The 23,428-nt window shown below is 43.1% G+C and carries 20 protein-coding genes; 6 read left to right on the top strand and 14 right to left on the bottom strand.

Features of this window, described 5'->3' with window-relative positions; all coding sequences use genetic code 11:
* Nucleotides 1-61: 61 nt before the first annotated feature.
* Nucleotides 62-988: a ribonuclease Z gene (gene rnz / locus BLV00_RS08720; RefSeq protein ID WP_093044519.1), complete on the top strand. Its 927-nt coding sequence runs from the start codon at nucleotides 62-64 to the stop codon at nucleotides 986-988.
* A gap of 13 nt (nucleotides 989-1,001) precedes the next feature.
* A complete protein-coding gene (locus BLV00_RS08715) occupies nucleotides 1,002-2,372 on the top strand; it encodes an aldehyde dehydrogenase (RefSeq protein ID WP_093044517.1) in 1,371 nt (456 codons plus the stop codon).
* A 67-nt stretch (nucleotides 2,373-2,439) separates the two neighbouring features.
* On the opposite strand, the gene BLV00_RS08710 is transcribed toward BLV00_RS08715, so the two are convergent.
* Genes BLV00_RS08710 through BLV00_RS08695 form a run of 4 tightly spaced genes read right to left on the bottom strand, consistent with a single transcriptional unit; the run spans nucleotide 2,440 to nucleotide 6,172 of the window.
* Nucleotides 2,440-2,970 (bottom strand): RNA polymerase sigma factor, encoded by a 531-nt coding sequence (locus BLV00_RS08710; RefSeq protein WP_093044515.1) that lies wholly within the window; start codon nucleotides 2,968-2,970, stop codon nucleotides 2,440-2,442.
* Between the two features lie 20 nt (nucleotides 2,971-2,990).
* Complete coding sequence (locus tag BLV00_RS08705) at nucleotides 2,991-4,913, bottom strand: DUF6449 domain-containing protein (RefSeq protein ID WP_093044513.1); 1,923 nt, start codon at nucleotides 4,911-4,913, stop codon at nucleotides 2,991-2,993.
* Nucleotides 4,891-5,790 (bottom strand): ABC transporter ATP-binding protein, encoded by a 900-nt coding sequence (locus tag BLV00_RS08700; RefSeq protein WP_093044511.1) that lies wholly within the window; start codon nucleotides 5,788-5,790, stop codon nucleotides 4,891-4,893. Before BLV00_RS08700 ends, BLV00_RS08705 begins: the two co-directional genes overlap by 23 nt.
* Complete coding sequence (locus BLV00_RS08695) at nucleotides 5,765-6,172, bottom strand: GntR family transcriptional regulator (RefSeq protein ID WP_093044509.1); 408 nt, start codon at nucleotides 6,170-6,172, stop codon at nucleotides 5,765-5,767. Before BLV00_RS08695 ends, BLV00_RS08700 begins: the two co-directional genes overlap by 26 nt.
* Before the next feature lie 303 nt (nucleotides 6,173-6,475).
* On the opposite strand from BLV00_RS08695, the gene ppc reads away from it, so the two are divergent.
* The gene (gene ppc, locus BLV00_RS08690) at nucleotides 6,476-9,235 is read left to right on the top strand and encodes a phosphoenolpyruvate carboxylase (RefSeq protein ID WP_093044507.1); all 2,760 of its coding nucleotides are present in this window, start codon (nucleotides 6,476-6,478) and stop codon (nucleotides 9,233-9,235) included.
* Nucleotides 9,236-9,405: 170 nt separating this feature from the next.
* Here ppc and BLV00_RS08685 read toward each other — a convergent pair whose 3' ends face one another.
* Both BLV00_RS08685 and BLV00_RS08680 read right to left on the bottom strand, forming a co-directional pair.
* On the bottom strand, nucleotides 9,406-9,759 hold the full coding sequence (locus BLV00_RS08685; RefSeq protein WP_093044505.1) for a VOC family protein: 354 nt from the start codon (nucleotides 9,757-9,759) through the stop codon (nucleotides 9,406-9,408).
* 26 nt (nucleotides 9,760-9,785) lie between these two features.
* On the bottom strand, nucleotides 9,786-10,112 hold the full coding sequence (locus BLV00_RS08680; RefSeq protein WP_245728906.1) for a CHY zinc finger protein: 327 nt from the start codon (nucleotides 10,110-10,112) through the stop codon (nucleotides 9,786-9,788).
* Between the two features lie 221 nt (nucleotides 10,113-10,333).
* Between BLV00_RS08680 and BLV00_RS08675 the strand changes: the two genes are divergently transcribed.
* Both BLV00_RS08675 and BLV00_RS08670 read left to right on the top strand, forming a co-directional pair.
* A complete protein-coding gene (locus BLV00_RS08675; RefSeq protein WP_093044780.1) occupies nucleotides 10,334-11,752 on the top strand; it encodes an amidase family protein in 1,419 nt (472 codons plus the stop codon).
* A 114-nt stretch (nucleotides 11,753-11,866) separates the two neighbouring features.
* Nucleotides 11,867-12,313, top strand: a complete 447-nt coding sequence (locus BLV00_RS08670; protein ID WP_093044503.1) for a GNAT family N-acetyltransferase — start codon at nucleotides 11,867-11,869, stop codon at nucleotides 12,311-12,313.
* A gap of 207 nt (nucleotides 12,314-12,520) precedes the next feature.
* On the opposite strand, the gene BLV00_RS08665 is transcribed toward BLV00_RS08670, so the two are convergent.
* The 5 genes from BLV00_RS08665 to BLV00_RS08645 all read right to left on the bottom strand — a co-directional run bounded on the left by BLV00_RS08665 (nucleotide 12,521) and on the right by BLV00_RS08645 (nucleotide 19,198).
* A complete protein-coding gene (locus BLV00_RS08665) occupies nucleotides 12,521-13,771 on the bottom strand; it encodes a DNA polymerase IV (RefSeq protein WP_093044501.1) in 1,251 nt (416 codons plus the stop codon).
* Nucleotides 13,772-13,925: 154 nt separating this feature from the next.
* Nucleotides 13,926-15,053, bottom strand: a complete 1,128-nt coding sequence (locus tag BLV00_RS08660; RefSeq protein ID WP_093044499.1) for a M20/M25/M40 family metallo-hydrolase — start codon at nucleotides 15,051-15,053, stop codon at nucleotides 13,926-13,928.
* Between the two features lie 90 nt (nucleotides 15,054-15,143).
* On the bottom strand, nucleotides 15,144-16,691 hold the full coding sequence (locus tag BLV00_RS08655) for an acyl-CoA carboxylase subunit beta (RefSeq protein WP_093044497.1): 1,548 nt from the start codon (nucleotides 16,689-16,691) through the stop codon (nucleotides 15,144-15,146).
* A 7-nt stretch (nucleotides 16,692-16,698) separates the two neighbouring features.
* The gene (gene mce, locus BLV00_RS08650; protein WP_093044495.1) at nucleotides 16,699-17,520 is read right to left on the bottom strand and encodes a methylmalonyl-CoA epimerase; all 822 of its coding nucleotides are present in this window, start codon (nucleotides 17,518-17,520) and stop codon (nucleotides 16,699-16,701) included.
* A gap of 16 nt (nucleotides 17,521-17,536) precedes the next feature.
* Nucleotides 17,537-19,198, bottom strand: coding sequence for an acyl-CoA mutase large subunit family protein (locus tag BLV00_RS08645; protein ID WP_093044493.1), 1,662 nt, complete (start codon nucleotides 19,196-19,198; stop codon nucleotides 17,537-17,539).
* Between the two features lie 239 nt (nucleotides 19,199-19,437).
* On the opposite strand from BLV00_RS08645, the gene prli42 reads away from it, so the two are divergent.
* On the top strand, nucleotides 19,438-19,548 hold the full coding sequence (gene prli42 / locus BLV00_RS21950; protein WP_235062620.1) for a stressosome-associated protein Prli42: 111 nt from the start codon (nucleotides 19,438-19,440) through the stop codon (nucleotides 19,546-19,548).
* An 87-nt stretch (nucleotides 19,549-19,635) separates the two neighbouring features.
* Here prli42 and BLV00_RS08640 read toward each other — a convergent pair whose 3' ends face one another.
* The 3 genes from BLV00_RS08640 to BLV00_RS08630 all read right to left on the bottom strand — a co-directional run bounded on the left by BLV00_RS08640 (nucleotide 19,636) and on the right by BLV00_RS08630 (nucleotide 22,504).
* Nucleotides 19,636-20,148: a L,D-transpeptidase gene (locus tag BLV00_RS08640; protein WP_093044491.1), complete on the bottom strand. Its 513-nt coding sequence runs from the start codon at nucleotides 20,146-20,148 to the stop codon at nucleotides 19,636-19,638.
* A 45-nt stretch (nucleotides 20,149-20,193) separates the two neighbouring features.
* On the bottom strand, nucleotides 20,194-21,147 hold the full coding sequence (locus tag BLV00_RS08635) for an aromatic acid exporter family protein (RefSeq protein ID WP_245728926.1): 954 nt from the start codon (nucleotides 21,145-21,147) through the stop codon (nucleotides 20,194-20,196).
* Between the two features lie 76 nt (nucleotides 21,148-21,223).
* Nucleotides 21,224-22,504, bottom strand: coding sequence for a PucR family transcriptional regulator (locus tag BLV00_RS08630; protein ID WP_093044487.1), 1,281 nt, complete (start codon nucleotides 22,502-22,504; stop codon nucleotides 21,224-21,226).
* Nucleotides 22,505-23,428 lie beyond the last annotated feature (924 nt).

The following is a 23,428-nucleotide window of genomic DNA, read 5'->3' as shown; positions in this document are numbered from 1 at the left end:
TTTCTTTTTACGTGTCACCAGTCTTTACCAATGGTAAGATAGCGATATAGGAGGAAAGATTATGGAATTATTTTTTCTCGGGACCGGCTCAGGGGTCCCTTCAAAAGAACGGAATGTCTCCGCGTTAGCTTTACAGATGCTTCAAGAACGACAGAGCACCTGGTTGTTCGACTGCGGAGAATCGACACAGCACCAAATTTTACGCACGAACATTCGTCCACGCAGGATTGAAAAAATATTCATCACCCACCTCCACGGCGATCACATTTACGGCCTGCCTGGATTATTGAGCAGCCGCTCATTTCAAGGTGGAGAAACACCTTGCACCATATACGGGCCAAAAGGGCTGAAAGAATATGTAGTAACGGCACTGCGTGTCAGCGGGACCAGACTCCCCTACCCACTGGAAATTATTGAAGTGGCTGAAGGCGTCATTTACGAGGATGAGGGACTACTAGTAGAGAGCATTCGACTTGAGCACGGACTGGAAAGCTTCGGTTATATTATTCAGGAAAAAGATCAACCTGGGGAACTCCTTCCTGAAAGACTGAAGGCAGCCGGCATTTCCCCTGGCCCTATTTATCAAAAGATCAAACAAAATGAAGCGACAGAACTTTCTGATGGTAGAGTCATTCAACGTGATGATTTCATCGGACCTTCCAAGCGTGGACGCAAATTAGCCATCCTTGGTGATACCCGTTACCTCGAAAGTTTGGCAGACGATTTGAAGCATGCTGACATCCTTGTTCATGAGGCTACTTTTGCTGGAGCAGACGAACAATTGGCATATGCCTACTTCCATTCGACCACCCGCCAGGCAGCACAACTTGCCAAACTCGCTGATGCGAAGCAATTGATCATCAGTCACATTTCCTCCAGATATCAAGGTGAGGAGGCGGAGGAATTGTTGCGGGAAGCTCGAGAGATTTTTCCCAACACCGTCATTGCCCATGACTTTTATGAACACCCAGTGCCAGCTAATAAGTAAGGAGGAATGATCCATGTCAATCATTCAAAAAGCGGTAGCGGACCAAAGAGAATTTTTCCGGCAAGGTCATACGAAACCCTACGAGTTCCGTATGAATCAGTTGAAGAAACTGAAAAAAATGTTGAAAAAGTGGGAGCCTGCCATCCTTGAAGCAGTCCATACCGACCTCAACAAATCGGAATATGAAGCTTTTGCGACTGAGGTGGGCTTCCTTTATAGTGAGCTTGATGATCATATCAAACATCTGGAAGAATGGATGGAACCGATCTATGTGAAAACTCCCATCACCCACAAGGGGTCTAAGAACTATATCATAAAAGAACCATATGGAAACGTGCTTGTCATCGCGCCGTGGAACTATCCGATCAACCTTGCGCTTGCTCCAATCATCGGTGCGATTGCAGCTGGCAATACGGTAATTCTGAAACCATCCGAGTTGACCCCGAACGTGTCTGCCCTGTTGGAGGAAATAATTGCAGAAACCTTCGAACCCGGTTTACTTACCGTGCTAGAAGGCGGGAAAGAAACCAGCCAGGAGCTGTTGGACCAGCGCTTTGATTATATCTTTTTTACAGGCAGCATACCGGTGGGAAAAATCGTCATGGAAAAAGCGAGCAGGCATCTCACTCCTGTCACCCTTGAACTTGGCGGGAAAAGCCCGGCAATCGTCCATAAAGATGCGAAACTCGACCTGGCAGCAAAGCGGATTGTCTGGGGCAAATTCACCAATGCAGGACAGACCTGCATAGCTCCTGATTACTTATTTGTCCACGAAGATGTAAAAGACAAACTGTTAGTGAAAATCAAAAAGCATATTCAGTCTATGTATGGAAAGGATCCGTTTGAGAATACCGATTTCACCAGTATAGTATCCAGCAGCCACTTTGATCGCTTGACCGGCTTTTTGGATAATGGCGAGATTGTCACCGGTGGACGTAGCAAAAGGGAGCGGTTGAGGATTGAACCGACTGTCATGGATGATATCGGTTGGGACGACCCTGTCATGGGAGAAGAAATTTTCGGACCAATCCTTCCTGTGCTTACTTACGAAAATCTATCCGATGCTGTGGAGACCCTGCAAGATCAAGAAAAGCCGCTGGCACTCTACTATTTCGGTAAAAACGAAAAGGATCAGAAATATGTGACCGAAACCCTTTCCTTCGGCGGCGGATGCATCAATGATACACTCTATCATATCGCAAACCCTCACCTTCCATTCGGCGGGGTCGGAAGCAGCGGCATGGGGGCCTATCACGGGAAAGCAAGCTTTAATACATTTACCCACCAAAAGAGCATCACCAGGCAAACGACCAAGTTTGACTACAGCTTCCGCTATCCAGGCTCGAAAGCAGGATTGAAAATAATCAAAAAGTTATTGAAATAAGAAAAAATAGAAGAGAAGACCTCCTGATCCAGGGTAACGATCAGAGGGGCTTCTCTTCTTCTGTATTTTAGGAAGTCGACAACGTGCTTCCCTTCTGACTCAGTCTCTTCTTTAAGGACATTCTGGCTCGATATGCTCTTGATTTTACAGCAGAAATGGAAATTTCCAGGCGCTCAGCTATGTCAACTTCTTTCATTCCGTGAAAGTATTTCATCATAAATACTGCATGCAGTTTCGGAGCGAGGTGTTTAAGTTCTTCCATCAGTTGATGGTGACTGATTAATTCCTCCACCTGTTTATCTACTCCATTACAACCGATGGCAGCTTTATGACTGCCATCGATCAAATCATCAAGTGGAACGATCAGCTTTCTTCTTTCTTTTCTCCATATATCAATCGCTGTCCTTGTGGCAATTTGGCCAAGCCAGGCTGCCAATTTATTGATATCCTCCAGTTTTTCTCTGTTGTTGTATGCTTTTATGAAAGCTTCCTGAGCAGCTTCTTCTGCAAGATAAGGGTTCTTGACTACACGTAATGCCGCACCATAAACTTTTTGATAATTAGTTGTATAAATTTCTTCATATGCCAGCCCTTCCATAAAAATCCCCTCTTTCTAACTTAATTGACCACCCTCGCTACTAAATCTTCGGATATCCGATAGATCAACGGCTCTCCACCTTTAGGATATATACCGACAAAATACCTGCCTTGTCCCTGGTATTCCTTACTGTTTAACAGCAATTTGATTTTTTGGTTGTCTTTCACTGTCCAGACATGTTCATTCGAGGCAGCAGCTGATTTGAATTCGTTGTAAATCGGACCACCCGGCTCATTTTGATGAACAATCACCGCCTTGGAGACATCTTCGTCTGTCAATACTGCTCCTTCATACAGCCCTTTTTGTTTAAGCCATTCATTCAGCTGACCGTAGGAACGTTTCATAGGGATATGCACTTCCATCCCACTATCTAGCAGGAAGCTGATATCTCCGCGATCTCCCAGGGAAGGTATCATATCTTCATAGGTTTCCGCCTGCAAATCTTGCTTTAATCGGGACATTAATGTTTCAATCTCCTCCGGTTCAGCGACCACCAGTTTATCTGAGCTGGCATAATCGGTGAAAAATCTGATCCGGTCGATATTTTCCGGTTCCACTTTCATAACAGGGTACTTCAATGCTTTATATTCAAGAGATTCATAGATCGGATCTAAGTAAGCCCGGTAGTCCTGTTCAGGAATCATGTATTCTCTTACCATTGTCTCACCGTTTTTCATCTCATAAGCAAGAAAGAGATTTCTCCTTCCGATTCGATACTCCTCTGAACCGGATGAAATAATTTGCTTGTGCAGTTTCGTTACAGCCTGGATATTTTCATTTTCATTCAAATAACCGGACTCATTATAGGGGTGATTATTCTGGTAGCTATAAGAGCCTTCCCCTATAAAGACACGATCGACTTTGGCCGCAGCAGGAACCCGCTGTTCAAACCCGGTAATATCCAACTGCAATAGTAAAAAGACTAGTCCTGCAGCTGCAGCATAACCGATGAACCCTTTCCAGGCGCTAAACACCCGCCATGTCTTTTGCAGAACCATTTCCGCAATCGCATAACCGCTCACCGCTCCGGCCATATACCCAAAAACTATCCACGTAGTATTAGGATGGTTTTGAAAATACAACCCGCCAACAAGCATCATACAAAGCGTAAGCCCATATTTAAAGATAGGCCTGAGCACTCCATATACGATAGCCTGCCCTGCCATCTCCATATTCCGATGCTGATAGATTTTCCATGCCAGTCCGTAAAACGCAGCCCCAATAGCCAGGTAGACGTACATACGGGAGGCCGGCAATGAGGCGTTATATAAATTCAATGAATCGACGAGAGGAGAAAGCTGATGCAGATTCTGATCCATATAGTAGTTTTCAGAAAATCCATATAAAAACTGGTTCATAGCAAAGTAAAGCAGTACAGTGATTCCAGCCGGGAATAGCAGCATGATATAGGTCAGGACGCCATGGACTGCAGTCAGACCTGTGACCATCCCGACAAAGACTGCAGCAAAAAATAATAGCAGCGTAACGCTGAGTGTTCCGCCAAGCCAGTACCAGATGTCCTCCAAGCTGTACACATAAGATAAATCAAAACTGATATAGAGAATAGTCATCACCGCCGCATTGATGATAATCGGCGCCACCAGAATGACCATCCCATTCCAAACGTTATTATGATAGAGTTCCGTACGCTTGAGCGGCAGACTATGTACAAAATCTGAGGTTTCTTTCACTTGCAAATAACGGAACAGGAAAATCCCAAGTAAGACAGGAATGATGATCATCATTACCTGCTGGATTTCAAAATTGATTTGGAATAATCCATTTTCATGTAAAAATTGAAATGGACGGTCGCTGGACAACTCCATCATTATTCGAAGCGGCATAGCAAAAAGCAATCCGATCAAGTAAATGATCCCGATCCAGCCAACGCTCCTGAAGTTCTGTTTTGTCACTTCCTTCTTAAACGAGGATGTTTTCCACATTATAACCGGCACCTCCCATTTCATAGACAAAAATTTCTTCTAATGTGAGCGGCAGCAAATCATAGACGATAGGCTGATAAGATTCGATTAACTTTGAAACTTCTGTTTCCGCTCCTCTGACAATCCACAGACGTACACTCCCACGCTTTTCTTCATGTAGAATAGACAAATCTTTTTTCAGGGCTGCCGGCACATGGTTCCTGAAAGCTACCTGTACTTTATGTATATCCGCTTTCAGTTCATCCAGATCCTTTTCCAGTAAAATGGAACCCTTATGCAATATGCCGACATAATCACAAATATCTTCCACCTCTCTCAGGTTATGAGAAGATATCAGTACGGTCATTTCCCGATCGGCGACATCCTGGATCAGCAGGTTCTTCACTTTCCTTCTTACTACCGGGTCCAATCCATCGAATGGCTCATCCAGTACGAGGATATCCGGCATGGCAGAAAAAGCGAGCCAAAAAGCTACCTGCCTGCGCATCCCTTTCGAAAATTGACTGACCTTTTTTTTAATATCAAGGCCGAACATCTCCCTGAGCTGCACAAATCGTTCCTGATCCCAGGAAGGGTAGATATTCTGATAGAAATTTGCCATTTGCTCAATGGTATAATGCGGGAAAAAATAAAGGCTGTCAGGAATGAAAATCATCCGTTTTTTCACGTCGGTGTTTTCGAACACCTTCTGTCCCTCGATCTGTACACTCCCCTTCTCCTGCTTTAAAATACCCACAATGATTTTCAGCAAAGTCGTCTTTCCGGCTCCGTTAGAGCCTAAAAGCCCGTAGATCGAACCGTCCTTGATTTGAAATGTTATATCATGAAGTACTTGTTGTTTATGGAAATTCTTATTTACTTCCTGAAGTTTTATCATCGATAATTCCTCCCCCTGTCGATTCATCTATTTCTTGAAGCAGCGATTCTATATCTGCGCGGGTCATCCCAAGGTAAAGGGCTTCTGAAACAGCTGCCTTCAACTTTTCTTTCACTTTGATAAGTTCTTCCTGGCTGGCCTTTTCAGAGAAGGCTTGCACAAAGCTTCCTTTCCCTTTCAACGAATAGATGTATCCTTGCGATTCTAATTCCCGGTAGGCTTTTTGAATGGTATTGGGATTGATCGTCATTTGCCGAGCCAATGTCCTGACCGAAGGAAGCTTTTCATCTGCCTGTATTACTTCTTTTATGATCAGTTCTTTGAACTTATCGACCAGTTGTTCATAGATCGGTTTTCTGCTTCGTAAATCCAAATCAAACATGGCTTTTTCCCTCCGATCTGAAACCGTATTAACTGTATTAGTATCCTTAGTACAGTTAAAGTATATAGCAATTTTTCTGATTTGAGAAGCACTTTTTTACTTTTTCTGAAATTATTTACCATCCTGAAGCGTAATAGTGGAGGAACCTTAAAAATTTTGATAGTTTAAACTTTCAACAAATTAGATTGGTTATGACTTATCAGTTTAGTAGATTTGACTATCCTAAAAATTCTGATAACATAAGAAACCATACGTCGACCATAAATGGTCGGCTCCATTAAGAAATTACAGGAAGGTGAAACCATGAGCACAACTAGACAATCCAATGATCATACTGTTCCCTTACGACGTGACGTAAGTGAACTGGGTAATATGCTAGGTGTTATTTTGATTCATCATGGCGGACAGGAGCTTTTCGATAAAGTAGAGACCATCCGTCAATATTCAAAAGAACTTAGAAGCAACCCAGAGGAAGCAACTTACCAAAAATTAAAGCAAGAAATCGAAGACCTCCATCCCCCGATGCGTTCCCAAGTTATCCGCGCATTTTCAATTTATTTCCATTTAGTCAACATTGCTGAGCAGAACCACCGTGTTCGCCGGCGTAGAGAGTACCAGCTTCGTGAAGACCATGGGGTTCAACCGTTTTCATTAGAAAGTGCAGTTGATGCGCTTCGCAAAAACGAAATATCCAGTTCAGTCATCCAGGAGGTCCTCGATCAATTATCTTTAGAACTGATTATTACTGCCCATCCGACTGAAGCGACAAAACGAACCGTTTTGGAAATTCAAAAACGTATCGCTACAATTTTGCAACAACTCGATAACCCACAACTTACCGCCCATGAACGGGAACAATTACAAGACAGTTTAATGAATGAAGTGACTGTCCTTTGGCAGACCGATGAACTGCGTGAGCGGAAACCGACTGTCATGGATGAAGTAAGAAATGGCCTTTATTATTTTGATGAAACGTTATTTGATGTGCTGCCTGATATTCACCAGGAACTGGAGGATCGCCTGGAAGAGAGCTACCCAGGGGAAGCATGGACAATCCCTAATTTCCTTCGTTTTGGATCCTGGATCGGCGGGGATCGCGATGGCAATCCAAATGTCACTCCAGAAATCACCTGGCAAACACTTAAAAAACAACGGGATTTAGTGTTAGATAAATATGAAGAAGTCCTGGTAGAGATGATGAAACGATTCAGTCACTCTACTAAAATAGTTTCTGTCACAGATGAATTGATAGCTTCAGTAGAAAAAGAGGAAACGATAATTCCAAGTAATAAAAAATGGCGCGTCGAAAAAGAAATTTATCGTCGTAAATTCGCTGTTATTTTAGAACGTCTTCGTAATGTTGGAAAATCAGAAATTGGGTATGATTCTTCTGAGCAATTATTAGATGACCTGTATATGATTCAAAGGAGCGTCAAGAGCCATCAGCCGAATCAGCGGGAACTGAAAATGCTCCGCAAACTTGTTCGCCAGGTGCAGTTATTCGGCTTTCATCTTGCCACATTGGATATCAGAAACCATAGTGGAGAGCATGAAGCAGCCATGACGGAAATTTTGCAGAAAGTGAATATCTGTGAAGACTACGCTTCCTTGAATGAACAGGAAAAGATTAAACTTTTGGAAGGTATTTTAGAGAACCCCCGTCCTATCACATTGCTTGATGAGGATTATTCTGAAGAGACACAGGAAATGCTGAAGGTGTTTAACTTGATCCGTGAAGCCCATCGTGAATTCGGGGATCGAGCAATCGAAGTATATCTGGTGAGTATGACAGAGGCAGCCAGTGATTTACTTGAAGTGCTGGTACTTGCTAAAGAGGCAGGTATTTATCGGCTTCATCCAGACGGAACAGTAGAAAGCAGCTTGAATGTCGCACCCTTGCTGGAAACCGTAGACGACTTGATTGCAGGACCGGATATATTAAAGACTTTGTTTGATATGGATGCCTATCACAAGCATCTTGACCAACGCAATTACCATCAGGAAGTCATGTTAGGATATTCTGATGGCAGTAAAGACGGTGGTACATTGACCGCCAACTGGAAACTTTATAAAGCACAACAGGAAATCCATGATATGGCTAAAGAATATAACATCGGTCTTAAATTCTTCCATGGGCGTGGTGGATCACTAGGCCGGGGCGGTGGCCCATTGAATCGAAGCATCCTATCCCAGCCTGCAGAAACGTTAGGGGATGGGGTGAAAATTACTGAGCAAGGTGAAGTATTATCTTCCCGCTACCTGATCCGGGACATCGCTTATCGCAGCCTGGAACAAGCAGCATCTACCCTGGTTGAAGGTGCAGCCCATGTATCAATGGAATCAGAATTAGGACATCACCGCGAAGAAACCTGGGAAAAGGCAATGGAAGAAATTTCAGAAGTCTCCCTCAGGAAGTATCAATCCCTTGTTTTCGGCGACAAAGACTTCCTAACCTACTTCAATGAGGCGACACCGCTGAAAGAAATCAGTGAGTTGAATATCGGTTCCAGACCGATGAAGCGGAAAGACAGTTCCAAATTTGAGAACTTGCGTGCGATTCCATGGGTATTCGCCTGGACACAGAACCGTCAACTGCTTCCTGCCTGGTATGCGGCAGGTTCCGGATTGACCAGCTATGCAGAGCAAGGGGACTCCTACCTTGCCACCTTGCAGCAGATGTATGAAAATTGGCCTTTCTTCCGATCAACCATTGATAACCTGCAAATGGCATTGATGAAAGCTGATATTCAAACTGCAGATCAATATAAATCTCTCGTCAATGATAAAGAACTTGGAGACCGGATCTATAATGATATCGTGGAAGAATACAATAAAACCAAGGATATTCTTCTAAAGATCAGTGGGGATCAAGAACTCCTGGATAAACAAATGACCATCCAGGATTCTGTGCGGCTGCGTAATCCTTATGTCGACCCATTGAACTTCTTACAGGTGGAATTGATTAAAGAGTTACGGGAAACAGAAAGCAGAGAAGAAAGTCTGCTTACCGAAGTACTCCTTACCATTAGCGGTATTGCGGCAGGCCTTCGGAACACAGGTTGATAACATATGTAAAGCAGTCGGTTTATTTACCGACTGCTTTTTATATCGAGGTTTATATTGACTTCTTTATCGATTACGCTTTTTCACTTCAATTAACCCCTTGAGTTGCTACGTATAATTTTGGCAAGCAATCAGCCTTAAGTATCCTTCCTCTTCATTTAAACTGGATATCAATTGTTAAAATCCTGATAAAGACCGATTCGATTTCCGAAAGGATCACTGAAAGTACACCAGGCAGCCGGGACACCTTCACGGGTCTGAACCGTTTCTATATCTATCCCAAACACAGATATCAGCCGTTCCCGTTCTGCTTCGATATTTTCCACCCCGATCCGGAACGGTCCACTTCCTACTGTAGGCGTCCCCTTCGCTACCTGTAGCCATGTATCTTTAATGACTTCCCACTCGACGAATTCTTCGTGAGGAACAAAGTCCGGTCCACGATTGAATAACGTTTGATACCAATTCACTCCTTCTTCATAATCCGATACTCTTACCTGGAAGGTAACCCCAGTATTTTTCAATCAAGCCCTCTCCTTATAAAAAGTTTTTAAATATCAAAATATAACGGATAATGGTTGCTGCATTTTTCATTGAAACGATGCTGGCATTCCGGGCATTCAGAAACTGACATATATTCATTGATTGTCAATTCGCGGCTGCAATTTCCGCATAGGATCGCTTGTTCCTCCCATTGGTCCCGGGGCCACTTTGTCTCACGATGATCTGCTTTCTCTTTATGACAATAGTAGCAAGCATAATATTCCTTACAGCAATGAAACTTGATAGCAATGATATCGACTTCACTATGATAATGACGACAACGGGTAGAAGCATCTACTTCCACCCCATTTACTTCTATACGGTTTCTTGTCACCCAATTCCCCCTTTATCTTCATTTCGAAAGTCAATTCTTTTTTTATTTTTATCTCAAGTTGCATAATTCGATTCTGTTCTACAAAATTCCTGCAATAATCTCTACTTACTGCTGAAAGTCTGGCTGGAAGCATTTTCTTCCATCTTTTGATAGACTAGCTCTAGGTTCTATAAACTGAAGGAGGATTTAAATTGGAGGCATTTTTTGAAAGTATAAGTGAGATGCAGCAAGCGATGACCAATGGCCAAACGAGTTCAAAAGACATCGTGATAACGCTTCTTGAGCGCATTTCCCGGTATGACCAAAGCGGAATACATATCAATTCAATATTGAAAATCAATCCAGAAGCCTTACCTATTGCAGAAGCACTGGATACCGAAAGAGATCAGCAAGGCACAAGAGGCCCCCTCCACGGCATTCCGATTATCATAAAAGATAATATTGATACTAACGATAAAATGCATACAAGCGCTGGTTCGGTGGCTCTGAAAGACCACTACGCCTCACAGGAGGCGTTTGTTGTAAAACAGTTTCGCCAGGCTGGCGCTATCATTTTGGGAAAAGCTAATTTAACGGAGTGGGCAAACTTTATGACAGAGGGGATGCCGAATGGATATAGCTCACGAGGCGGGCAAGTCCTCAATCCATATGGACCGGGCGCTTTCGATGTCGGCGGATCAAGTTCAGGTTCAGCAGCTGCCGTTGCTTCGCAATTTGCTGCTGGAGGAATTGGAACAGAAACGAGCGGATCGATTCTTAGCCCAGCTAGCAGTAATGCTGTTGTGGGTTTAAAACCTACTGTCGGGTTGATAAGTCGTACAGGCATCATTCCGATTGCTCACAGCCAGGACACCGCTGGCCCAATCACAAGGACCGTTCATGATGCAGCTTTGTTACTAGAAGTCCTTACCGGGATAGACGAAAGTGATCCAGCAACTAAAATAGCCGAGACAAAACTTCCTCAAGATTACACTTCATCGCTCCATTCTAACGCGCTGGAAGACGCGCGAATAGGGATCGATCGGAGCTATCTGGAAAGCTTAAGTGAAGAAGAAAATAAGGTTATTGACCAGGCCATGCAGGATATCATTCAACAAGGAGGAGAAATAATAGATGTTAACATCCGTGAAAAAACAAGAGACTCCAGCGTTCTCTTCCATGAATTTAAAAATGGACTGAACGCCTATTTAGCTGACTGCTCATCCCACCTACCTGTCCATTCACTGCAAGAATTAATCGAGTTCAATAACTCACACGCTGATCTTACTCTAAAGTACGGTCAAACCCTGCTGACGGCTTCTGAAGAAAAAAGCGGACATTTAACTGAACTGGAATATATACGTGACCGCTTAGATGATATCAAGTACTCACAAGAAGAGGGAATCGATCGTGTTGTAAAGGAACATAACTTAGATGCTCTCTTATTTGCAAATAATCTTGGCGCAGGTATCGCAGCAATGGCGGGTTATCCATCTATAACGGTACCCGCAGGCTTCACGGCACCGGAAGGAAAACCGGTTGGATTGACACTGACTAGCACAGCTTTTCAAGAATCAAAGCTACTGTCACTTGCATATGCTTATGAGCAAGCCAGAGGGACAACAATTCACCCGCCGAGATTATCTGGATATGTAGAATAAAAGCAGGAACATCTAATGATAGTATTGATCTTCCCGAGTGCATTCAGAAATATAATCCCAAATGATGACTCTTTAAAACGATAAAGGAATACCCAGGATAAGGAGGATGATAAGATGATAACCGTGAAAGAAATTTCAGCCGAAGATACTTATAGGCTCCGGCACAAGTCCCTGAGTCAAAACCAAAGCATGCGAGAATATCACTATCAAGGAGATCATCTGGACACCACTTTTCATTTAGGCGCATTTGAAAATCAGAAAATAGCAGGGATCGCATCCTTCTACATGGAAACAACGAATGCCATTCACTCCCATAAACAATTTCGCCTTAGAGGGTTGGAAATACCTGATCAAGACCAAAGTCTACGAATTGCTACAACGCTATTGCACAAAGCAAATCGTATCTTATATCACGGCAATGTCGAATACATCTGGTGTATTGTAAAAACGGCAGCACGGCCCTTCTATGAGAGAATGGGATTTTCTCCAGCTGGGGAAACATTTGAAATTGATCCGAGCGGGTCCCAGGTGATTTTGTATAAAGAAGTCGAGAAACCTTAAGAGGACAATACATCGTTTTTGTATGACCTCTATATAAATAGGATTCAAGTGCCATAGTACAGGCAGGATAAATGGAACTATTGCCCTTATATGAAGTATTAAACTTAAAATTATTGGTTGTGTTCTCAGATAGCTTAAATAACTCCATTATTAAATATAGCGGCTAATGTTGCCATTGCTAAGAAAAATATTAGTTTCATGGAGTCATTATTTCTTATAATCATCTAAAAAGTCTTTTTGAAAACTGGTGCTGACTTTGTGAGTGTCATCCGTCGTGCTGGATAGATTCCGGAACGGGTTCTTGCCATAACGCTCGGCCAAATCATCAATCGTTTTATAGAGATTTTCCTTTTCTGCATATTGTTCATAATTAAAAATATCGAGCTGCTGAGTCACTTCTCTCTGTTCTGCCAAATCTCCTGCAGTGATGCCAAGCAGCCGGACAGGTTCCTGGTTCCAATGATCATCGAACAGTCTCGAAGCAATATGAAAAATATCGTCCGAGGTATGAATATAATCATTTAACTGTCTGCTCCTTGTGATGTTCTTCCAATCATGGTAGCGGATCATTAATTGAATGTTTCTCCCTAGCACTTTCTTGCCGTTCATTCGGGCAGCTACTTTATTCGCAAGCCTTCTCAGCACCTGACGGATTTCCATATCATCGGTCGTATCTTGTGCCAGGGTAGTTGATGTTCCGATACTTTTGAATTCATGAACAGCATCCGGGTCAACCGGCCGGTTATCCTGTCCGTTGGCCCGATTTTTCAATCGTTCTCCGTTAATGCCCAGCAGTTGTTTGAGTTTGAAGACATCATAATTAGCCAGGTCACCAATCGTTTCTATCTTATAACTTCGAAGCTTTTCTGCAGTTTTTTCTCCTACACCGTACATGTCTTCTATTGGCAATGGCCATAATTTTTCAGACAGGTCCCGCTTCCTAAGCACCGTGATGCCCATCGGCTTTTTCATGTCAGAAGCCATTTTGGCAAGGAACTTATTGGGCGCAACCCCGATACTGCAAGGCAGGTCCAGTTCTTCAGCAATTCTCTCCTGTATCCGGTCGGCTATTTCAAGCGGAGACCCGAGACTTTCACAGGCGGTAATATCCATATAGCCTTCGTCAATCGATACTGGCTGGATCACTTCTGTTACATCTGCTAAGATTTTGAACATTTCTTTGGAAGCCGTACGATATCTATCAAAATTCGGCCGCATGACGATCAGGTCTGGACAATGCCGTTTCGCTTCCCACAGTGGCATTGTCGTTTTTACTCCGTGTTTTCTTGCTTCATAACTGCTCGTTACGACAATGCCCTTCCGCTCTTCGGGATTACCCGCAATCGCTAACGGTTTCCCTTTCAAACTAGGGTCGAATGCCATCTCAACAGAGGCATAGAAGCTATTCATATCCACATGAAAAATGACCCTGCCATTTTTCGGGTACCATTTTGACATGGCAATCCTTCCTTTACGAACTTTTGTTCTTCCATTATATCATGAGAAAGCAAATAACTTCGACTCCTATCCCAGGACCTCCATAATCTGGAGGTCCTGGGTAAAAGACTCAAAAAAATCGACCATGCTGTGTCTGCATGATCGATTTGTTCCATTATGCTTTTGCTGCTTCCTGAATGATTGCTGTAACAAGCTCTGCCACTTTCTCCAGCTCAGCGACTGGCATGCGTTCATTAGTCGTATGGATTTCTTCATATCCTACTGCCAGGTTAACTGTCGGGATGCCATGACCAGCGATGATATTCGCATCACTGCCGCCACCACTCTGAAGCAGTTCACTGTCCCGTCCAATGTTATTGGCAGCGCTTCGAGCCACTTCCACTACCTTATCCCCTGCTTGGTGTTTAAAGCCAGGATACATAACGGTCACGTCAACGTCTACTTCGCCGCCCATTTCTTTGGCTGTATCATGGAAAGCCTGTTTCATTTTTTCCACTTGAGCTTCCATTTTTTCAGGAACAAGGGAACGGGCTTCTGCTAAAATTTCCACATGGTCACATACGATGTTCGTCTGCTTTCCACCTTCAAAACGTCCGATATTAGCGGTTGTTTCATCATCGATTCGTCCAAGTGGCATTTTTGCTATTGCCTTAGCAGCAAGTGTAATCGCAGATACGCCTTTTTCCGGCGCCACACCCGCGTGAGCTGTCTTCCCTTTTACGATAGCATTCACTTTTGCCTGGGTCGGAGCGGCTACAATAATATTACCGACCTGCCCATCACTATCAATCGCATAACCATATTTTGCTTTCAACAAGGAAGCATCAAGCGCTTTGGCACCGACAAGACCGCTTTCTTCGCCTACTGTAATGACAAACTGGATGTCCCCATGTTTAATGTCATTTTCTTTCAAGGCACGGATAGCTTCAAGCATGGCTGCAAGTCCTGCTTTATCATCTGCTCCAAGAATCGTAGTACCATCTGTTACGATGTAGCCATCTTCAATGGAAGGTTTGACACCGTTACCCGGAACTACGGTGTCCATATGGGAGGTGAAATAAATCGTATCGACGCCGTCCTTGGTTCCTTTAAGGTTACAGATCAGGTTGTTGGCATCGTGATCGGTTTGGTTACGAGCATCATCCTCTAGCACTTCCAAACCAAGGTCAGTAAATTTCTTTTTCAGTACTTTAGCGATTTTCGCTTCATCTTTTGTCTCGGAGTCGACCTGGACCAATTCCAGGAACTCTTCAAGAAGACGTTCTTTATTTATAGTTACCATTCGTATGTCCTCCTTTATGTACGCTCCAATTAGTACGTTAGCGAAACAGCCTGAAACTGTCAACGGAAGCAGTTTCAGGCTGCCATACCTTTACAGTGGAATATTGCCGTGTTTCTTCTTCGGCCGTTCTTCCTTTTTATTTTTGAGCATATCAAGCGCCTGGATCAAGGTAGTACGGGTTTCACGAGGATCGATCACATCATCGACCATACCAAGCGATGCAGCGACATAAGGGTTGGCGAAACGCTCCCGGTATTCACTGATCTTTTTCTGTCTTGTTTCTTCCGGATTTTCACTTTCCTTAATTTCTTTCGCAAAGATGATATTCGCTGCACCTTCAGGTCCCATAACCGCAATTTCCGCGTTTGGCCATGCATACACTAAATCCGCACCGATCGACTTACTGTTCAAAGCGACATAAGCACCACCGTATGCTTTCCGTGTAATCACCGTAAGTTTAGGTACAGTCGCTTCTGAATAGGCGTATAAAATCTTCGCTCCGTGTCGTATGATGCCGCCATGCTCCTGTTTGATTCCCGGGAAGAATCCGGTTACATCTTCGAAAGTTATCAGTGGAATATTGAATGAGTCACAGAAACGGATGAATCGTGCTGCTTTGTCACTGGAATCGATATCGAGCCCTCCAGCCATATACTTCGGCTGATTACACACGAGGCCTACAGTCTGTCCTTTCAATCTGGCGAAACCGACCACGATATTTTTGGCAAAATCTTTATGTATCTCAAAGAAAGAGTCAGGGTCAACAACTTCATCAATCACTACACGGACATCATAGGGACGGATCGGGTCGAATGGTATTTTATCGGTGATATCCGGACGGTAATCGTCTTTTTCCTCTAATTCCAGTACAGGTGGCTTTTGTTCATTATTGGAAGGCAGGTAGCTGACCAGCTGACGTACAGCATCGAGTGCTGTTTCTTCGTCATGCGTTTTTAAATGCGCATTACCACTTTTTGAGTTATGGACATACGCTCCCCCAAGGTCTTCTGAAGATATTTGCTCTCCGGTAACGGTTTCAATCACCTTTGGTCCTGTAATGAACATTTGAGATGTTTCTTCTACCATAATGACAAAGTCAGTAATAGCTGGAGAATAGACAGCACCGCCAGCACATGGTCCCATAATGACAGAAATCTGTGGTATGACACCAGAATATATGGAGTTTCTATAAAAAACATGTCCGTAACCATCCAAGGAAGAAACCCCCTCCTGGATACGAGCTCCACCGGAATCGTTCAAGCCTATGAAAGGCGTACCATTTTTCACTGCCAAATCCATAACTGCAGCAATCTTTTTGGCGTGCATTTCACCAAGTGCTCCCCCAAAGACGGTAAAGTCCTGGGCGAACAAATAAACGTCCCTTCCATCAATCTTACCAAAGCCGGTCACCACTCCTTCTCCAGGTGCAGGCTGGCCATTCATCCCAAAGCTGTCACCGCGATGCTCCATGAATGGATTCAATTCAATGAAAGTACCTTCATCAAGCATATAATCGATACGCTCTCGTGCTGTCATTTTCCCTTTCGCATGCTGTTTTTCTATCCGTTCATCCCCGCCCCCAAGTTCTGTCTGTCTGCGTTTATCATAAAGTTCACTGATTTTATCATAAATATCCATCGATGCTTCACTCCTTTTCGCTGTGCTGACATAACTCATATAAGACGCCGTGTCCGGCTTTCGGGTGAAGGAACGCAATTTGGCTATCATGCGCACCTGTTTTCGGGGTATCATGTATCAATGCTACACCGCTCTCCTTATATTGATTTAAGCGTTCGGAAATATCATCGACTTCCAATGCCAGATGATGGATTCCTTCTCCCCGCTTTTCAATATGCTGATGTATCGGAGAATCCTCGCTTAACGGTTCGAGCAGCTCAAGTCTTGTTTCGCCAATCTTAAGAAAAGCAACCCGAACCTGTTCTGAGGTTACCTCTTCTACATTTTCAAGTTTCAATCCAAGCACATCCTGGTAAAACGGAAGTGCCGCTTCTAATTGCTTGACTGCAATTCCTATGTGAGCGATTTTTTTCGGTGCAGCAACCAGGCTCGACTCCGGATCGACCATTTTTTCGATATATTTAGCGATTTCTTCTGTCGGCGTACCACTAGTAAATATCTTAGCTACTCCCTGGTCCTCTAAATAAGGTATATCCTCAGCAGGAATGACTCCGCCTCCAATGACAGGTATATCTTCCGCACCTTTATCCTTCAATGCTTGCACAACCTTTGGAAACAATGATTTATGCGCCCCTGATAAGGAAGATAAACCGACGACGTCGACATCTTCCTGAATGGCTGCCTGGGCAATCTGAACCGGCGATTGCCTTAATCCAGTATAGATTACCTCCATTCCCTGGTCTCTCAATGCCTGAGCAATGATCAATGCACCACGATCGTGACCGTCTAACCCTGGTTTAGCAATTAGTGCACGTATTTGTTTTTTCATGTCAGTACTCCCCCTTTTACATCCCCGTATACTCACCGAATTCTTCTCTTAGTACGTTGGCAATTTCTCCAACGGTGGCATAAGCTTTGACAGCTTCTAGAATATACGGCATCAAATTTTCCTTCTCCTGCCTGGCTGCTTCTTTCAGGTTATCCAAGCAGTTATCTACCAGCTGCTGGTTCCTTGATTCTCTAATATTTTTAGTCTGTTCGATTTGTTGCGCTTCCAGAGCTTCATCTACCCGGAGCAAATCAGGATTAATTTCTTCCTCGATTCGGAATTCATTCATACCCACGATGATTTCTTCGCCTGATTCTATCCGTTTTTGGGCTTCATATGCAGATTGGTGTATTTCCCGCTGCATATAGCCATCTTCCACGGCTTGGACTGCTCCTCCTAATTTCTCGATTCGTTCCAGGTAGTCATTGACTTCTTCCTCGATCTTATCGGTCAATGATTCCACATAATAGGAGCCTCCCAGCGGGTCAATCGTATCAGCGACACCGCTTTCATTAGCAATGATCTGTTGGGTTCTTAGCGCTATACGAGCTGAATCTTCTGTTGGGAGAGCTAATGCTTCATCACGAGAATTGGTATGTAGACTCTGAGTTCCTCCCATGACAGCTGCAAGCGCTTGCAAGGTAACACGTACTATATTGTTATCCGGCTGCTGGGCAGTGAGGGTTGAACCACCAGTCTGGGTATGGAAACGCAGCTTCCAGCTCTTTGGATTTTCTGCTTGATAATGTTCTTTCATGATTTTTGCCCAGATGCGCCGTGCTGCTCTGAATTTCGCCACTTCTTCGAAAAATTGGTTATGGGCATTGAAGAAGAAAGCGAGTCTTGGCGCAAACTGGTCCACTTCAAGTCCGGACTCGATAGCGGCATCAACATACGCCATACCATTGGCAATCGTAAATGCGACTTCCTGGACTGCTGTAGAACCAGCTTCCCTTATATGATAACCAGAAATACTGATGGTATTGAATTTCGGCACGTTCGTCTGGCAATATCCGAAAATATTGGTAATCAAACGCATCGATGGTTTTGGCGGGTAAATATATGTCCCTCTCGCAATATACTCTTTGAGGATATCGTTCTGAATCGTCCCTGTGAGCTTCTCCATCGGTACGCCTTGCTTTTCTCCCACAGCTATGTACATACAAAGCAAAATAGAAGCAGGTGCATTGATGGTCATAGATGTACTGACTTTATCCAGGGGAATCTGATCAAACAGCTGTTCCATGTCTTTCAAACTGTCGATGGCTACTCCGACTTTTCCGACTTCCCCTTCCGCCATCGGATCATCGGAATCATATCCGATTTGAGTAGGAAGATCGAATGCGACGGATAACCCCGTCTGCCCTTGTTCTAATAAATATCTGAATCGTTTATTGGTTTCTTCAGCAGAGCCGAACCCTGCATACTGCCGCATTGTCCAGTACCTGCTTCGATACATGGTAGGTTGTATGCCGCGAGTATACGGATATTGACCAGGGAACCCTAATTTGTCTTCGTAAGTTCCAGAAGAAGCCTCCTCCGGTGTATACAGACGATCTATAGATATTTCTGAACTTGTGACAAAATCATCTTTTCGTTCCGGAAACCGCTTGGACGTTTTCTCTACGTCCGTTTCCCACTGCTGCTTTTGTTGATGGTATTTTGATTGATCACTCATTAAATGACCTCCTTCTCCCTAACTACTATCTTCCATACTAGCTTATCAAATAATTAAACAATTTTTCAGCAAAAAACCAAAAAGTGCTCCATAATTTTTCAAATTTTTGCAAGGATTCATAATTCTATTTTGAAATACTTTCCCGCTCTTGTCCAATTTATCATTTACATGTAAAATACAGTTAACGCATGTCCGAATTCTTCCGGACATCCTCAGGACGCATAAAGGAGGTAACAACCTTGGCACGAAAGCAATCAAAGCGTGAACGACGCATGAAAATTATCATTTACATCATGATTTTATCCATGGTACTTTCATCTCTATTAGCCGGAGCAGGCATGTTTCTATAAGAAAGGTCTAAGCAAAAAACTTATCCCTATAACGAAAGCGCTAAAACAAAAGCGGAGCTTTGCCAAAATGAGGCAGCTCCGCTTTTTCTATTGCAATCGATGCTTGATGTTCTTCTTTACATACTTCTCATATACACTTAAAAAGTCTTGGTTATCCTCCACAATCAATATTTTTGCCCCGATCGGAACCCGTTCATACAGCTCTGCCACTTGATTATTATAGGAACGGATACATCCTTGGGAGACATCTTTTCCTATCGAGGAAGGCTGATTGGTACCATGTATCCCATAGATACGGCCATCTGTACCTTTAGCATCAAACCCGATCCATCTGGAACCTAATGGATTTTTCGGATCTCCGCCTGGTATATTCTTTTTCCGGTAATAGGGATCTTTCGCTTTTACAGTTATAGTAAATAAACCGGTTGGTGTAAGTTCATCCGTTGCTCCGGTTGCCACAGGATAAACTTCCTCCAGCTCTCCCTCATCAAAAAATGCAAGCTGATTAGTCGCTTTGTTTACAATCACAAAGGGATCGGCTATTTCCGGAGTATAAGGGGGAGAAACAGATAAGGTAAGAAACAATAGAAAAAATTTCATTTTGATTGCTCCTTTTTGTTTAGCTTCCCCTCTCTGCTCAACCTTCTATACATCACTTTTTTTAAAGGAACGTTTAATGATTAAATACTGTTCGATTTCATTCAACAAATTGAATAAGCTGGCTCTTACTTCAAATTCTTCACGTGATTCCGGTAAATTGTCTTCCCGGAATTCTTTTCTCAATGCCTGAATCTGTCGCAAGTAAATGACAGCAGTATTTCCAGGGTGTACGGCATCTGCCAGTTCCTCAAAGAATTCAGCGATTTTAACTGCATGTTTATAAGGCCCGGAAATACGGCTGACCAGCGGCAGCATCCTTTCAAGCAGCTCGAACTGTTTCAGGCGCATATTAAAGTAATGATAATGTTGATTATGGGAACGAAGCAAGTGGTTCTCTACATCACGGAACGCCATCGTTTTGGACTCTTCCAGCAGGTCAGCCGTCTCGGCCAATTCCGTCCCTGACCAGTCATTATCACCTTCACGCAAATAAGTGGCAAGTTCTTTTAAAATGACAGTGAAGTTATGTTCAATCTTTTCCTGGTAGTCATACAATTTTTTATCCATACTTGGCATATAAAGATTCAATAACAAAGCTGTCCCAATCCCTACGATAATCAACAATAACTCGTTCGTTACGACTCCTGCGTCAATCCCCTTTGAACCATATAAGTGAAGAATAATGACGGAGCTAGTTACAATCCCTGGAGAAATCTTCAGCTTCACGGTAGTCGGAATAAATAAGAATAGCATGAGTCCGATCGAGATTGGGTTATATCCGAGGGTTTCGAAAAATAAAAATGAAAAAATCATTGCCACTATACATGCGGCAAAACGATGCCATGCAGACAAAATAGATCGTTTTCTGGTCACTTGAATACATAAAATGGTCAGGATACCAGCAGATGCGAAGTTTTCCAAACTCATCAGCTGGGCAATCCATATAGCGATTGGTGTGCCTATTGCTGTTTTTATCGTGCGATATCCGATTTTCACGATAGGTGACTCCTCTTCCTTGGTGTTCTGAAACATTAATGCATGATATCATGTCAATACTTGTCTGAAAACACCGATTTTAAAGATCAACACCTTTTTCCGCCGCTTCTTTATAACGTTCATGATAGGCAGGTACATTATTAAGCAGCAATAATTCGGTGTATAAATAACTCTTCATATTAAAATCATTAAAATCGATATTGGTAATCTCCAGGATTTGTTTAATCCGGTAATTGAGAGTATTGGGATGAATGTATAAATCGCTTGCGGTCTGCTTTCCTTTTCCATTGTTGGCGAGATATACTTCAAGTGTCCGCAGTAAATCTGTCTGGCGTTCCATATCCTTTTTCATCAGCCGAAGCAAATCCTCACTGAAATAATCTTCTGAACTATTTTTTTCATACAAAGTCGCCAGGTAACGATATACCCCTAACTTAGAAAATTCCCTTGGCATCGATTCCGGCCGAGGGGTAATGAAGTTTGCTGTTTCAATTACTTCCAGCGCTTCGAGAAAGCTTTTTCTCATATGAATCAAAGAAGTATATTCTTTTCCCACCCCGATTAAAAATCGATAAAAAACATCCGTACCAGCAACATCCTTCACTTCTTCAATAAACTTTCGTGCTAAATCACGGGAAGAAAATTCTTGTTCCGCTTCTCCATGTATAATCAGTATCATTTGATAATCGGATTTCAAAAGCTGTACTTTCCGCCTTAGATAAAAACTCTCGACCACTTTTTCCAAATAGTCTAATCGAAATTTATCCTGTGGGTCAGAGATCGAAAAGACCATTACGGAATATCTCTGAGGTAACGTTAACTTTAATAAACCCGCTTCATGCCGGAATTGATTTTCACTCCCGTATTCATGCTGAAGCACCTTCCATAATAATCCCTCTCGACGTCCCTCTTTCGCATTCACTTTGGCATAAGTATCATAAATCAACTTGCCAAGATGTGGGGTGATTTCTTGTAAAAAGTTCAACTCTTCTTCATTAAGAAGCGTATCAGACTCTTGCACCCACACGTAGCCCATCGTGTGGCCGAGATGTTTAGCTGAAATGACAATCCTTTGATAAAAACCCAATTCTTCCATCGGCTGAACCCGGATTGGTGTCGGCTGCTTCTGGAGACTTTGGACAATACCCTCTTTTTTTAAACGATCGATGATAAAAATCGGGCATTTTTTAGAAAGAATAGTCTTCTGTTGCGTTTGATCAAACTGGTCGACAGAGGCGCTATAGGATACAAGCTCAAAGTTTTTATTTTCAATAATTACAGGCTTATTCAATTTTGAGCTGATCAATTCGGTAACCCTATGAATATCTTCTGTTTCAAAAATAAGTTCTTTTATATTCAAGGTATCTTCAAACCTTCCCCATGCTATGCGTGTAGTGTAAGTTATTGCCTATTATAGCGATTTTATCGGGAAATCGAAAGAAGAATCCTTTATACTGTTTCTGGATGAAATCCTAATCAAAAAATGACTTCCTGGGATAGTGTCTCATTAGAAAATCATTTCTCTAATAGAGCACACTATTTTCAACAGGAAAGACATGTTTAAAATTAAGGGCTCTGTTAAACATTGTGGTTGTTTTTCATAAGAGCCTTATTCAATTATAGGGCCGAAGAAGACTCAGTTTCAAGATAGAAGGGCTTCTTTAACAAAATAGTGTCAGGGATGGCTTGGAAACTACTCGCTTTCCAGCTTCATCGCCTAGACACTCGCGACATAAGCAGTCCATCAACGGGAAGAAAGAACCCTTCCCTTTTGCTGTTCTGCTTATGCGTGTCGTATCTCCCAAGGCGATTACGCATTCATTTCTTTCCTGTGGGGGAACTGGCAAGCCTCCTCAGACTTCGTCTTCCGGGGTCTTGCCTAGCTCCTTCTCCCACGGGAGTCTCGATGTTTCCCAACCACCCCATCCGAAGGATGAGAGAAACGATCCCCTGCCATAGATGAAGATGCCTTCCACAAATCATATGGAACTATGATGCACGTAATAAGCACGTTTTTATGTTTTTATGAGTAGCTCTTCTTATGTTGGAGGACTGCATAAAGATGTTTCCGTGTGCCTTACCAACGCAAGGAGGTCCGGGAAATAGCGAGACTCCAATGGGAGGATAGTACATGGTGAGATCCCGCAGGGCTTGAAACGCACCCCTATCATTGGACACCTCTCTAATACATAGGAGGTGCGTGTATGAAAAGATTTACTCGAGAAGAAAAACACCAAGCCGTTAAAAGATATTACACAGAGCGCATAAGCTACCGTGAATTAGG

Origin of the sequence: Thalassobacillus cyri (assembly GCF_900107755.1) — a bacterium.
Taxonomy (GTDB): domain Bacteria; phylum Bacillota; class Bacilli; order Bacillales; family Halobacillaceae; genus Thalassobacillus; species Thalassobacillus cyri.
This window is presented reverse-complemented; position numbering and strand designations above follow the sequence as displayed.

Coding starts and splice junctions, on each gene's coding strand:
- rnz (WP_093044519.1), top strand. CDS start 62: ATGGAATTATTTTTTCTCGGGACCGGCTCAGGGGTCCCTTCAAAAGAA.
- mce (WP_093044495.1), bottom strand. CDS start 17,520: ATGAAAAAACAAATACGTGCACTAATTGCTAAACCAGGGTTAGACGGT.
- BLV00_RS08660 (WP_093044499.1), bottom strand. CDS start 15,053: ATGGTAACTATAAATAAAGAACGTCTTCTTGAAGAGTTCCTGGAATTG.
- BLV00_RS08645 (WP_093044493.1), bottom strand. CDS start 19,198: ATGAGTGATCAATCAAAATACCATCAACAAAAGCAGCAGTGGGAAACG.
- BLV00_RS08705 (WP_093044513.1), bottom strand. CDS start 4,913: ATGTGGAAAACATCCTCGTTTAAGAAGGAAGTGACAAAACAGAACTTC.
- BLV00_RS08695 (WP_093044509.1), bottom strand. CDS start 6,172: ATGTTTGATTTGGATTTACGAAGCAGAAAACCGATCTATGAACAACTG.
- ppc (WP_093044507.1), top strand. CDS start 6,476: ATGAGCACAACTAGACAATCCAATGATCATACTGTTCCCTTACGACGT.
- BLV00_RS08665 (WP_093044501.1), bottom strand. CDS start 13,771: ATGTCAAAATGGTACCCGAAAAATGGCAGGGTCATTTTTCATGTGGAT.
- BLV00_RS08675 (WP_093044780.1), top strand. CDS start 10,334: ATGCAGCAAGCGATGACCAATGGCCAAACGAGTTCAAAAGACATCGTG.
- BLV00_RS08700 (WP_093044511.1), bottom strand. CDS start 5,790: ATGATAAAACTTCAGGAAGTAAATAAGAATTTCCATAAACAACAAGTA.
- BLV00_RS08715 (WP_093044517.1), top strand. CDS start 1,002: ATGTCAATCATTCAAAAAGCGGTAGCGGACCAAAGAGAATTTTTCCGG.
- BLV00_RS08670 (WP_093044503.1), top strand. CDS start 11,867: ATGATAACCGTGAAAGAAATTTCAGCCGAAGATACTTATAGGCTCCGG.
- BLV00_RS08640 (WP_093044491.1), bottom strand. CDS start 20,148: ATGAAATTTTTTCTATTGTTTCTTACCTTATCTGTTTCTCCCCCTTAT.
- BLV00_RS08655 (WP_093044497.1), bottom strand. CDS start 16,691: ATGGATATTTATGATAAAATCAGTGAACTTTATGATAAACGCAGACAG.
- BLV00_RS08710 (WP_093044515.1), bottom strand. CDS start 2,970: ATGGAAGGGCTGGCATATGAAGAAATTTATACAACTAATTATCAAAAA.